Consider the following 12,646-nt stretch of genomic DNA (forward strand, 5'->3'; position numbering starts at 1 on the left):
CCCTATTGACCGTGTTGGTTAACGTCTGTTGCCTGAACCGCATCGCCCGTATTGTTTCCCCAGGCGTTACGCTCATAGGTGATCACGGCTGCTAGTTCTTGCGGGGTTAATAGGGGGCCAAATGCCTGCATGGCTGTTCCTGGCTTCCCTTTTATCACCATCTCTAGGTGCTCACTTTTAGGCCCCGTGGCAATGGCGCTACCTTTCATAGCAGGGAAGGCGCCGGGCAATCCCATTCCGTTAGCCTGATGGCAGGCTGCACAATGGGACAGATACACTTGCTCCCCCTTGGTCATCAGTTCATCCATGGTTAAATCATCTAACACCACAGCTTTAGGTTCTTCTGTGGCCATCTCGGGCGCCACTTGATCGGCGCTGGCCGCTGGTGTTGTCGCTTCACTGCCGGACGGCGTGCTTACATTGCTGACATCGGCGGCTTGAACCGTGTCGCCTGAATCATTACCCCAAGCATTACGCTCGAAGGTGACGACAGCGGCAATATCGGTAGCGGTCAGCTGCTGCGCAAACGCCTGCATCGCTGTGCCTGTTCTGCCATTTAAGACCACATCGATATGCTCGGCAACTGGGCCTTTAATAGCTGGGCTGCCAATCAGCGACGGGAAGACTCCTGGCAAGCCGGCACCGTTTGGCTGGTGGCAGGCTGCACATTGCGCCATATAGACCTGTTCACCTCGGCTGATGAGTTCTTCTTTCGACAGTGTCTTAGACAGGGCTGCCTGAGCTTCGGCCGCAGCGGCGTTGGCCAGGGCTTTTTGATCGACCACCCATTTATCGAAGTCGGCTTCGGAAAGAACCTGTACCACGATAGGCATAAATCCATGGTCTTTTCCGCATAGTTCGGCGCATTGGCCACGATAGATGCCGGGTTTGTCGATGCGGGTCCAGGCCTCGTTGATAAAGCCGGGGTTGGCGTCTTTTTTCACCGCAAAGGCGGGGACCCACCAAGAATGAATTACATCCTCTGAAGTCATCAAGAAACGAACTTTACGGTTAACCGGGAGGACTAACGGTTTGTCGACTTCAAGAAGGTAGTGCTCGCCTTTGGCTTCTTTGCCCTCTATTTGGTCTCTTGGTGTCGACAATAGGCTGAAATAGGCAATGTCATGATCAAAGTAGCTGTAATGCCACTTCCATTGAGAGCCAGTAACCTTAATGGTGAGGTCCGCATTACTGGGGTCTTCCATGGCGATAAGTGTCTTGGTTGCCGGGATGGCCATCACGATTAAGATCACGAAAGGGACAATGGTCCAGGCGATCTCAACCTTGGTGCTCTCATGAAAGTTTGCCGCAACGGCACCCTTTGAGCGTCTGTGGTTGATGATGGAATAGATCATCACCCCAAAGACGACCAGGCCTATGGCACAGCAGATATAGAGAATCGTCATATGCAGGCTAAACACCTGATTACTGATCTCTGTGACCCCTGATGTCATGTTAAGGGGCATATCGGCTGCGAGTATGGTGGGCGTAATTAGCAACGCCAGCAAACAACACAACACTTGCTTCACTAGACTTCTCCTCTGTCAATTGCGAAGGCAACTACAAAGAAGAGCCACACAGTATGTCTCGGCTCTATGCAAACTCTTCAGTTCCCAAAAAAGCAACGATGACTTCAAAGTGCGTCGGTGGTGAATCTTTTGTTTTGCTGGTGGTAACCACGCTTGCACTTACGGCTGAATATATCAGACGAATTTCAGCTCTTAGGGCGATGTGGTGCAGATTTATTCGCCGCTCAAGCCGACAACCAAATTGTTCGACATAACAAATAATCGTTGATATCTACTACTAACTTAATGGCTGTTTAAATATTGATCAAGATCACTTTTATTTTATTTTGCTAAATAAAACAGATACAAAAACGCCCCTTTCGGGGCGTTAGTATGGAAAGAATTGGCAAGGATGATCAGTGAAGAGAGGTAAACTGATTGGCGGCCTTGGTACCAAGATCCTCTTGGCTAAAAGGGTTGGCAGGTAAGTGACTGTTCGCATCTTCGATAACCACCCCTAAGGCGCGGGTGTTTTTTGCGACGATCTGCAAGCGGCGATTGTCCCGTGCATCCAATGATTGTGTCCAGCTGATCACTGCACTGGATGTACCACTTGTGAGAGCCTTCTCCATAGCCCAAAGTGCTTCAACTTCATCTTTGGTGTGTACCAGCAAGATGCGATCCATCCGCACGCCGCCGTCGGCCAGCATCTGCTTATAGCCAATATTGGGTGGGCTGATCAGCACGACCCATTGCCCTTGCTGGCTGAGTCTCGCCAGTTCAGGTGTAAGACTCTGTAACTCTTGCTTGCCCTGAGTCGAACTGGAAACCGTTGAAATAGTGTTCTTGCTGCCGCTTTTAAGCGAACTGTCGAGATCGATCCAAAGCCCCGGATGACGAGGTGCCATGCCCATGAGATTATTCATTGCCAGTCTCCATTACGAATCACGCCGACGGCTAAACCTTCTATACTCAGGCTCTGAGTCGTCAGGTCAACAACGATAGGTGAGTATTCTTCATTTTCTGCATGTAGATAAACTGTGCTGCCACGCTTCTCGAAGCGCTTGACCGTCACATCATCCTCTACGCGAGCAACGACTATCTGTCCGTTTCTTGCTTGTTCGACCTTATGTACCGCTAGCAGGTCGCCCTCAAGGATGCCGATATCTTTCATACTGTCGCCCCTTACACGCAACAGAAAGTCTGCACTTGGGCGAAACATGCTCGGGTCAACCTGGTAGTGCTGTTCAACATGTTCCTGTGCCAGAATCGGCTCACCGGCTGCTACCTGGCCAATCAGAGGTAAACCGAGATCTTCAGGCTCTTCCTCTTGAGTCAGCTTAATGCCGCGAGAGGTGCCCGGCATGATCTCGATGCAACCTTTTTTGGCCAGTGCCTTAAGGTGCTCTTCGGCGGCATTCGCGCTCTTAAAGCCTAATCGGCGCGCAATTTCGGCACGGGTTGGTGGCATGCCCGTGTCTGCAATATTGCGTTTTATTAGCTCTAAAATCTCGGCTTGTCTTGGTGTTAAGGGTCTCATGATTAATCCTGTCTTTCCATACAGTACCTGTCAGTATATACAGTATTTTATACAGTGCAAGTATTAACCAGTTTTTCTATCAATCAGCTCAAATGGTTAGCGAGTTAACCCCACGAATATTTAGCCAGTAATCGTTTTCTCAAGGGAGATCAACAGCTGATGATAATCATCGATGGCGGGAAAATCGGTAAAGGTTTTGTGTGGCTTTTGGCTGTCGGGATTCTTGATGCCGAGTTGATAGCCAACTCCTGCGGTTCTGGCAGCCTGCAAGATGGGTTCGCTATCGTCGATAAACAGGCAACGGCTTGGATCTAGGGAGAAGCGCTCAAATAGGCTAAGCCAAAACTGGGGATGCTCTTTGGGGTAACCAGTGTGGTGGCTTGAGAGCATATGATCTAACCCGGAAGCCAGCTCGGTATGTTTGAGCTTTAATGACAAGCTTTGTGGGTGTGCGTTGGTGACTAAGATACGCTGCTTGTTGCGCCTGGCAAGTGCCGAGAGAAAGGGCATGCTGTCTTGGCGCAGTTGGATTCTGTCTACCAGAGTGTGGTGCAGGGCAAGAATATCTAGGCCAAGCTCTTGCTGCCAATATTCCAGACAATACCATTCTAAGGTGCCAAATACCTTGGCATAGGCGGTTTCGACCAGTTGCTGCGCCTCAGATAAGGGGATCTGTTTCTCTTGGCACAAGGCTTGAGGAACCAGGCTGAGCCAGAAGTGATTATCGAAATGCAGATCCAGCAGGGTGCCATCCATATCAAGCAGCACAGTATCTATCTTATTCCAGGGAAACATAAAGGTGTGAAAAAAATTCCTTGGTGAGAGTTGTGGATTAGGCACATCATAGTAAGATTGAGTGGTTAAGCAAACGCCATTTTTATCAGGAAGTTTCATGCCGGACAAAAAGCCGCAGATCCTACATGCCGAAGTTGTTGCACAAAGCCGTCTATTTCAGATTGAGCAGGTGCATTTAAAATTTTCGAATCAGGTTGAGCGTCAGTATGAGCGCATGAAAGGCAATGCCCGTGGCGCCGTCATGGTGGTGCCTGTGCATGGTAAAGACCTCCTTTTAGGGCGCGAGTACGCGGCGGGAACCCATAGCTATGAGCTTGGCTTCCCTAAGGGCTTGGTTGATCCAGGTGAGAGTCACGCCGAGGCGGCCAATCGAGAGCTGCAAGAAGAGATAGGCTTTGGCGCCCATAAGTTGACCCATCTGATGGAGCTAAGTCTGGCGCCAGGCTATTTTGCCAGCAAGATGCAGATCTTCGTAGCCGAAGATCTGTATGAGAGTCGACTGCAAGGTGATGAGCCAGAACCGATAGAAGTGGTGCGTTGGCCCTTGAGTCAGTGGTCTGAGCTGTTATTAGAAGACGACTTTTCCGAGTCTAGAAGCGTTAGCGCCTTGTTTTTGGCGCAGAAACATCTAAAACTAAAGTAGTTAATCTAAACGATAAATAGGCATTGCCAGATGTAGGCTGTTGGAGTTGTGATGAAGCCAGAAGAGTATATTGAGCAGGCGATAAGTATTGCCATCGAGGCGGGAGAGGCGATTAAGACTATCTACCTCGACGGAAGCTTCGAGCGAGAGGTAAAGTCTGACAATACCCCTGTGACCTCTGCCGATATCGCGGCGCATAAAATCATCTCTTCACAGCTTGAGCGCCTAACGCCTGATATCCCCGTTTTATCCGAAGAAGATGCTGATATTCCTTTCTCTGAGCGCGCCGACTGGCAACGCTACTGGTTGGTCGATCCCTTGGATGGTACCGGTGAATTTATTGCCGGCAGCGGCGACTTCTCGGTGATCATCGCCCTGGTTGAGCATAACCGCCCTATCATGGGGATCGTTTATGTGCCCATGACGGACGTGGTCTATTATGCGGTGGCGGGCCTGGGTGCCTACAAACGTAGCAGTAAGGGTGAGGTACGTATCGCCAGTAAACAGCTCACCACTGACGATGAACCCTGTCTGCGCTTGGCGGTGAGTCGCCGTCAAGATCCTCATTCAGTGCTGAAGTTATTCCATCATCCTAAACACTGCGAACTCGTGGTTTTGGGGGGCGCAGCACTAAAGAGCTGCCTGGTGGCAGAAGGGCGAGCCGACTGTTATGTGCGCATCGGCCCCACCGGCGAGTGGGATACCGGCGCGGCGCAGATCATCATTGAAGAGGCCGGCGGCCAGGTGATGGATCTTGAATTGCAGCCCCTAAGTTATAACGAGCGTGAGTCGTTAGAGAATCCCAATTTTATCGTTGTGGGCTCAACCCACCTGCCTTGGGATAAACTGTTAACCAGTGAATAATCCCGAATCTATTGTTATTCAAGCAGCCGCTAAGTCGCAGTTGTTGCCACTTTATCGTTTGGAGCAGCAGCTGTTTGGCGAGCATGCCTACCCCGATTTTTTCTTTCGTCAGAGTTATGATTGCTGGCCCAGTGGTCTGCGTGTTGCCTGTGATGCACAGGGCTGTGTGCTGGGCTATATCCTGCTGGCCAGAAGTGAACAGCCCTCTTGCGCCTGGATCCTTTCGGTGGCCGTCGATAGTGCCGCTCAGGGCAAAGGAATAGGCAAGCGGTTGATTGTCGAGACGCTAGCGTCGCTGCCCGCCGAAGTCAGGCAAGTTAAATTGACTGTCTCGCCCGACAATCCAGCCCGCCATCTCTACGCCAGGTTGGGGTTTGTTGAGCAGGGTTTAGAAGTCGACTATTTCGGTCCCCATGAAGATCGCATCCTGATGATCCTCGATCGTTAAAACTTCCCTTTTAAACATAGAGCTAAAAAACAAACTTATTATGAACATTGTTTTTTATTTTGTTTGCTGCTAACTTAACCCAAAAGCCAAAAAGGATGGGATGAGATGGCTAGGCGCAAAGAACATACTCATGAAGAGATTAAGGTAATGGCCATCGCGGCTGTGTTGGCGCATCTTAAGGATGAATCGCTCGATTCCCTCAGTTTACGCAAAGTGGCGGCGGTTATTGGCTATGTGCCTAGCACGCTGGTAAATCTCTTTGGCAGTTATCAGGGATTGTTGCTGGCGGTCGCCGAGCAGACCCTGAGTGAGCTATTTGAGCTATTGGCAGGTCAAGCGCAAACGCCAGAGTTCGGTGGATTAACGGCTATGGCTGCCGCCTATCAAGAATTTGCCTTTGAACAGCCAAGAGCCTTTCAATTGATCTTTGAACTTAAGGCCACCAAAGAGCAGGGGATAAGCGAGCGTCATGCCAGGCTAATTGAGCAGTTGTTTGCCTTGGTCGAGTCGCGTCTGGCGAGTTTGTTACCGGAACTACCTCAGCAGCAATGTCTGCTGGCAAGTCGCGCTGTGTGGGCTGGGGTGCATGGTTTGGTGAGTCTGGATCTGGAGGACAAGCTTTTTGCACCTGGGGTTAGCCTTACCCAAGCCATCCAGCATCATTTAGAGGTTCAACTTAAAGGATTGGGTTATCACAAGGAGACGTTATGCTGCTAACCAGACGCTTTTTTCCCTATTTTGCCACTCAGTGCCTGGGCGCACTTAATGACAATATTTATAAGAATGTGCTGCTGCTGATGGTGACCTATAGCCAGATAGACGCCCTGCCCATTAGTGTGAACCTATTCGTTAACCTCGCCGCTGGCGTGTTTATCTTGCCATTTTTTCTGTTTTCCGCTCATGCGGGAATGGTGGCCGATAATATGGATAAGGCAAAACTGATCAGACGCTTAAAACAGCTTGAGCTGGTGATCATGTCCTGCGCGGCCATGGCGATACTGACTCAAAGCTACATGGTGATGCTGGTACTGCTCTTCTTAACCGGTAGTCAGTCGGCCTATTTCGGTCCGGTAAAATACTCTCTGCTGCCTCAAGCGTTGGCTGAAGATGAACTGGTGACGGGCAATGCCTGGGTGGAGATGGGCACCTTTCTCTCTATCTTGATCGGTACCCTAAGCGCCGGGCTCTTGGTGGCCAGTGACAAAGGCGTTATCGCCACGGCACTAACAGTATTTGTACTCGCTATCGCTGGATACTTAGCCAGTCGAGCGATACCTGCCATGCCGCCTCAGGGGGCGATCACTAAAATACGTTTTGCACCCTTATCTGGCACTTGGCGCAGTATCGCTAAGGTGAGAAATACGCCAAGTATCTGGATGGCAATCTTGGCGATCAGCTGGTTTTGGTTTCTAGGTGCCACCTATCTGACTCAATTTCCTAACTTTGCCAAGTTACATCTGCACGCAGATGCTACTGTCGTTTCACTGCTACTGGCGCTCTTCTCAATCGGTATCGCGGTAGGCTCCTTTCTGTGTGAGCGTTTCTCCTATGGCCATGTCGAGCTGGGGTTGTTGCCTTTTGGGGTGGCAGGTCTGACATTGTTTGGGGTCGATCTCTTGTGGGCGCTTCCCGACTTACCTGCTCAGGGACAGGCGATCTATACCTTCAGTAGCTTTATTGATGAGTCACAACACTATCGGGTGATGTTTGCCCTGTTTATGGTGGGTGTGAGTGGTGGCTTGTTTATCGTGCCTCTTTACGCCTTTATTCAGTCGAGGGCAGAGAGGGGCGAGTGTGCTCAGGCGATCGCCGCAAACAACATAATGAATGCTTTGTTTATGGTGGTCTCGGCACTCTTATCTATCTTGCTGCTAGAAGTGTTTGAGTGGCAGATCACAGAGCTGTTTCTATTGTTGGCGCTGCTTAATGCCGTGGTGGCCCTGTATGTTTATAGTCAGGTGCCAGAGTTTACCCAGCGCTTTGTCAGCTATTTGCTGAGTCATATTCTTTATCGCGTCACTGTGTCTGGTCGCGAAAAGCTGCCCACTGAAGGCGCCGGCATCATAGTCTGTAATCATGTCAGTTATGTGGACGCTCTGATCATCATGGGCGCGTCGACTCGACCGATTCGCTTTGTGATGGATAAGTCGATCAGCGAGATACCTTTGCTGAAATATCTTTTTAGACACGCAGGGGTGATCCCCATCTGTTCGCCACGCCAGTGTGAAGCCACTTATGAGCAGGCGTTCGAGTCGATTCATCAGGCATTGGCCAATGAGGAGTTGGTGTGCATCTTCCCTGAGGGACGCCTGACGCCTAACGGCGAGTTGGGTGAGTTCAGACCTGGGATAGATAAGATATTGGCACGAGATCCTGTGCCTGTGATCCCCATGGCGCTCAAAGGCCTCTGGGGTTCCTATTTCAGCCACCATGGTGGGCATGCTCTCAGTACGCGTCCGAAGCGCTTCTGGTCAAAGATATCGGTGAGACTGGCCGATGTGATCTCCGGTACAGAGGCCAATCGCCATCAGCTGCGCGAACGGGTTGAGACCATGTTATCTGAGTCGTAGAGACGCTATGCACAAAGAGAAAAGCCAGACGTTTTGTCTGGCTTTTTTGTTGTTTCTATCGCTTGGCGTAGTCATCCAGCCATTGATGCATAGCCTGATGGTCACCTTGGAAGATCACCCGCTCGGCCTTTTTCTCTATCTGATACTGATACATGGGATCGTAATATTTATTGAGTAGTAGGGCGATCCACTCCAGATGAGCCTGGGTATCCCCATCTTGCCATTGCACAGCTAATGCCTGTTTGATTATGGCTTGTAGCTCATCATGTTGCTTGCCGCCCAGGCGTTTCTTGATGCCGCTGATGCTATTGGCCAGATAATGGCCAAAGGCTTCAAAGCCAGCTTCCTCACCCAGACGCTCGACATAACCTTGATGCATCTTATGTACATATTCGTCGAGTAATCGGGTGAGCCTGGCCTCCATTGGTTCCTCTAGGATCACGACCTTGGCCGCCTGCATCCCCATGTAGAAAGCTTTAGGCAGAGCTGAGCGACCAATCAGATAACTCTCATCTTCCAGTAACAGATCTCGTGCTTGGCTCTGCTGATGCTTTAGTAGCGCGACACCCAAACTATTTTCGAAGTTGATCTGTGTTGGCTGCTCTTCATGATAGCGGCCGAAACTGGAGCCTCTGTGGTGGGCCAAGCCCTCAAGATCGACGGATTCTGGACGTTGCAGCAAAAAGTCTGTCTTACCACTGCCTGTTATGCCGCTTAGGATCAGCATGGGCTTGACCTGCGGCGTCGTATCTATGGTGTCGATCAGGCACTGGCGCATCGCCTTATAGCCGCCCTGAATATAGGGTACCTCTTTGCCCGCCTCTTTAAGCCACTGTTGTGTCAGCTGTGAACGCAGGCCGCCACGAAAACAGTAGAGATAGGCGTTGGGGTGCTGGTTCAGATAGGTGAGCCAAGCGTCTACGCGCTGTTGCTTGACGCGGCCGCATACCAGCGAATGGCCGAGGGCGATGGCGGCGTCCTGTCCTTGCTCCTTGTAACAGGTGCCTACCTTCTGTCGCTCATCATCTTGCATCAGCGGCTGATTGCTACTGGCGGGAAAGGCGCCCTTGGTAAATTCTATCGGGGCGCGTACATCCATGATGGGATGATCGCCGGCCAGGATACGGGCATATTCGCTCGCGGGGATAACTCTGCCCATTTGATTGCCCATTAGATCAGTTCCACCAGAGCCTGCGCCTTGGTTGGCGGCACCAATTGTCCGATGCACTGGGTCGGGAGTCCCTCTTTCTCGAGCAGTGCAAGCAGCTGAGATTCATGGCTGGCCGAGACCGCAATCAATAAGCCACCGCTGGTTTGAGGGTCGCATAACAGTGCTTTTTGTTCATCAGTGACCTTGGGTAGGTGCTCACCATAGCTGTCGTAGTTGCGATGAGTGCCGCCGGGAATACAGCCAAGCTTGAGGTAATCCATCGCCTTTGGGAGTAAAGGGAGGGCGGCTAGATCAACTTTGGCGGCCAGTTCAGCCCCTTGGCACATCTCGATCAGGTGCCCTGCCAGACCAAATCCGGTCACGTCAGTCATGGCGGTAACGCCAGGGATCTTGGCGATGGTCGGCCCTGCCTTGTTGAGCTGGCACATAGCATCAGGGGCGATATTGATATCTTGCTCGGCCAGCTTTTTCTGTTTCTGCGCCGTCGTTAAGATACCTATTCCTAAAGGTTTGGTGAGGTATAACTTATCGCCAGCCTTAGCCGTATTATTTTGTTTTAGTTCGGGTAAGGGGATCTGTCCGGTCACGGCGAGGCCGAAAATAGGTTCTGGCGCGTCGATACTGTGGCCACCGGCCAACATGATGCCGGCATCTTTACAGGCCTGGCGTCCGCCATCGACGACCTGCTGAGCTATCTCGGCGGGTAGCGTATTGACCGGCCACCCAAGAATGGCGATAGCCATCATAGGCGTGCCGCCCATGGCATAGATGTCGCTAATGGCATTGGTGGCGGCGATGCGTCCGAAGGTAAAGGGATCATCCACAATCGGCATAAAGAAATCGGTAGTGCTGATAATGCCGGTTTCATCATTGAGACGATATACAGCGGCGTCATCGCGGGTTTGATTACCCACCAGAATGTTAGGGTCATCGAAGGTGGGCAGTTGGGAAGCCAGTATGGTGCCCAGTACCTTTGGCGATATCTTGCAGCCACAGCCGGCGCCATGGCTATATTCGGTGAGTTTAATCTTTTCTACTGACATGAACGCAAACTATCTCTAGATGAAGGATGAGCCGCTCATGATAGACCCATAGGTGCGGCACTTCAATCGCCCAGCGCTACAGATGTGAACGCAGAAGCTGGTGCCTAAGGGTGATAATGACCGTCGCACTATTGATATAAAAAGCCACCCAGTTTGGGTGGCTATTGAAAGTCGGATGTTAGGCAAATCCAGTGGTGAGGTTTTTCCACTGCTTTTTACGCGCCATCAGCTCTTGTTTGAGATGCTCAACCTGCTGCATTAAATGCTGTGTGGTCAGCTGTTTGCGCTTGGCCTCCAGCAGTTCCTTTTGTGCCTGATAGTAATCGGCGATATGGTTTTTCAGCAGTTCATATTCGGTATGGATCTTCTCGAGGATCTCTTCGTGATTGGCCAGCTGGGTGACCTTGTGCTGTGCCTTTTTCAGTTGCATCTGGAGTTTGGCGCTCTCGATACGCTCCTGGGGAGTGACTCTGAGATTGTGGGCCAGTCCCGTCCAGGCCAGGGTGTTGATCAGCCACTTGGTGGGATCGTAGTGCCACCAGAGGATGCCGTTGCGGTAATCGTTTTCGAAAATATGGTGGAAATTATGGTAGCCCTCACCATAGGTAAATACCGCCAACAGGCCATTGTCCCGCGCCGTGTTTTTGTCTGTATAAGGCTGGCTTCCCCAGATATGGGCGAGGGAGTTAATAAAGAAGGTGCAGTGATGGACTACAACTAAGCGTAGCAGCCCCGCCATCAGCAACATGCCCCAGATATCGCCGTTCAGCCAGCCTAAGAATACAGGAAGACCTATATTCATCAGGATGACCAGCGGCAGATAGTATTTGTGCTGCCACATCACAATTTTTTCGTTTTGCAGGTCTCGTACGTTCTTATAATCGTGATAACGCTGGGCCTGATACTCTCTTAGCATCCAGCCGATGTGGCTGTACCAGAAACCCATGTTAGCCGAATAGGGGTCTTTATCGTTGTCATCGACATGCTTGTGATGGATACGGTGATCCGATGACCAATGCAGGGCACTATTTTGCAGTGCAAGCGCTCCGCCCAAGGCAAAAAGAAAACGCACTGACCAGTGTGCCTTGTAGGTTCTATGTGACCAGAGCCTGTGGTATCCGGCGGTTATCGACAAACCACTGGCAAAGGCGAGGCCAATAAAGGCTGCCCATTCTGCCAGGCCGTAGCCATGGGTAATGCCGTACCAAGGGACGAGAATGGCAGCACCCAAGAAGGTGATGGCAAAGAGCAAAATATTGGTCCAGATGAGGGGAGGTTTTTTCATTATTGTTTCCAGGGTTTATGTTGAGCGTACAGCTGTAAGCCAATTTTACTGACTTCGCTGGAGAGATCAAGGCGGGCTGCGTTTTTGTATTAAAGAAGGTATTATTGGCAGATTGAGTTTTATCTAGCGGATTCATCATGATGGGTATCAGAGCACAGCAAAAAGAAAAAACGCGTCGCGCCTTGGTCGATGCGGCATTTAATCAATTAAGTGCCGAGCGCAGCTTTTCTAGTCTGAGTTTGCGAGAGGTGGCCCGTGAAGCCAATATTGCGCCGACCTCGTTTTATCGCCATTTTAAGGATATGAACGAGCTGGGTCTGACTATGGTGGATGAAGGCGGATTGACCCTGAGACAGATGATGCGTAAAGGGCGTCAGCGCGCGGAAGCCGGCGGCAGCGTAATTCGTATTTCTGTCGATACCTTTATGGAAGTGTTGGAGTCTAACCCTAACGTCTTTCGCATTTTGTTGCATGAGCGCTCGGGCACTTCAGCACCTTTTCGCGCCGCGGTAGCCCGAGAAATTGAACACTTTATCTCAGAGTTGGCCCACTACACCGAGGCGACTGCCAAACGTACGCCTGAACTGGCCAGGGCGCAGGCCGAAGCTTTGGTGACCTTGGTCTTTAATGCTGGCGCGGCGGCGTTGGATATGAAACGTGTCGATCGTAAGATTTTAGCCGACCGCTTGGTGATCCAACTGCGCATGGTGGCGAAAGGCGCCGAATCTTTGCAGCAGAAGATGGAACATCGCTAGGGTGCGTTATCAAAACGATAAAAT

At 51.0% G+C, this 12,646-nt stretch carries 13 protein-coding genes; 6 read left to right on the forward strand and 7 right to left on the reverse strand.

Going from position 1 to position 12,646, the window contains the following annotated elements:
• Window positions 1-2: 2 nt before the first annotated feature.
• The 4 genes from coxB to yrfG all read right to left on the reverse strand — a co-directional run bounded on the left by coxB (window position 3) and on the right by yrfG (window position 3,843).
• Entirely contained in the window at window positions 3-1,529 is a 1,527-nt protein-coding gene (gene coxB / locus CFF01_RS00580) for a cytochrome c oxidase subunit II (RefSeq protein WP_088903528.1), read from the reverse strand.
• A 395-nt stretch (window positions 1,530-1,924) separates the two neighbouring features.
• Window positions 1,925-2,434 (reverse strand): cell division inhibitor SulA, encoded by a 510-nt coding sequence (locus tag CFF01_RS00585; protein WP_088903529.1) that lies wholly within the window; start codon window positions 2,432-2,434, stop codon window positions 1,925-1,927.
• Complete coding sequence (gene lexA, locus CFF01_RS00590) at window positions 2,431-3,048, reverse strand: transcriptional repressor LexA (RefSeq protein WP_033538844.1); 618 nt, start codon at window positions 3,046-3,048, stop codon at window positions 2,431-2,433. The genes CFF01_RS00585 and lexA overlap by 4 nt, the downstream gene beginning before the upstream one ends.
• 120 nt (window positions 3,049-3,168) lie before the next feature.
• Window positions 3,169-3,843, reverse strand: a complete 675-nt coding sequence (gene yrfG, locus CFF01_RS00595) for a GMP/IMP nucleotidase (protein ID WP_088905835.1) — start codon at window positions 3,841-3,843, stop codon at window positions 3,169-3,171.
• 97 nt (window positions 3,844-3,940) lie between these two features.
• Between yrfG and nudE the strand changes: the two genes are divergently transcribed.
• The 5 genes from nudE (at window position 3,941) to CFF01_RS00620 (ending at window position 8,368) form a co-directional block, all read left to right on the forward strand.
• Complete coding sequence (gene nudE, locus CFF01_RS00600) at window positions 3,941-4,486, forward strand: ADP compounds hydrolase NudE (protein WP_033538843.1); 546 nt, start codon at window positions 3,941-3,943, stop codon at window positions 4,484-4,486.
• A 51-nt stretch (window positions 4,487-4,537) separates the two neighbouring features.
• The gene (cysQ, locus tag CFF01_RS00605) at window positions 4,538-5,350 is read left to right on the forward strand and encodes a 3'(2'),5'-bisphosphate nucleotidase CysQ (protein WP_088903530.1); all 813 of its coding nucleotides are present in this window, start codon (window positions 4,538-4,540) and stop codon (window positions 5,348-5,350) included.
• Window positions 5,343-5,798, forward strand: a complete 456-nt coding sequence (locus tag CFF01_RS00610; RefSeq protein WP_088903531.1) for a GNAT family N-acetyltransferase — start codon at window positions 5,343-5,345, stop codon at window positions 5,796-5,798. Before cysQ ends, CFF01_RS00610 begins: the two co-directional genes overlap by 8 nt.
• A 105-nt stretch (window positions 5,799-5,903) precedes the next feature.
• Window positions 5,904-6,515, forward strand: coding sequence for a TetR/AcrR family transcriptional regulator (locus CFF01_RS00615; protein ID WP_088903532.1), 612 nt, complete (start codon window positions 5,904-5,906; stop codon window positions 6,513-6,515).
• Window positions 6,506-8,368 (forward strand): MFS transporter, encoded by a 1,863-nt coding sequence (locus CFF01_RS00620; RefSeq protein WP_088903533.1) that lies wholly within the window; start codon window positions 6,506-6,508, stop codon window positions 8,366-8,368. Before CFF01_RS00615 ends, CFF01_RS00620 begins: the two co-directional genes overlap by 10 nt.
• A gap of 55 nt (window positions 8,369-8,423) precedes the next feature.
• Here the strand turns inward: CFF01_RS00620 and mnmH are convergent, their stop codons facing one another.
• From mnmH to CFF01_RS00635, 3 genes are all read right to left on the reverse strand, one after another.
• Complete coding sequence (gene mnmH, locus CFF01_RS00625) at window positions 8,424-9,539, reverse strand: tRNA 2-selenouridine(34) synthase MnmH (RefSeq protein ID WP_408640500.1); 1,116 nt, start codon at window positions 9,537-9,539, stop codon at window positions 8,424-8,426.
• Window positions 9,539-10,582, reverse strand: coding sequence for a selenide, water dikinase SelD (gene selD, locus CFF01_RS00630; RefSeq protein WP_088903534.1), 1,044 nt, complete (start codon window positions 10,580-10,582; stop codon window positions 9,539-9,541). The genes mnmH and selD overlap by 1 nt, the downstream gene beginning before the upstream one ends.
• Before the next feature lie 178 nt (window positions 10,583-10,760).
• Window positions 10,761-11,867: a fatty acid desaturase gene (locus tag CFF01_RS00635; protein ID WP_033538837.1), complete on the reverse strand. Its 1,107-nt coding sequence runs from the start codon at window positions 11,865-11,867 to the stop codon at window positions 10,761-10,763.
• 140 nt (window positions 11,868-12,007) lie between these two features.
• On the opposite strand from CFF01_RS00635, the gene fabR reads away from it, so the two are divergent.
• A complete protein-coding gene (fabR, locus tag CFF01_RS00640) occupies window positions 12,008-12,622 on the forward strand; it encodes an HTH-type transcriptional repressor FabR (RefSeq protein WP_033538975.1) in 615 nt (204 codons plus the stop codon).
• Window positions 12,623-12,646 lie beyond the last annotated feature (24 nt).

The organism is Shewanella marisflavi, from assembly GCF_002215585.1.
Lineage (GTDB): Bacteria > Pseudomonadota > Gammaproteobacteria > Enterobacterales > Shewanellaceae > Shewanella > Shewanella marisflavi.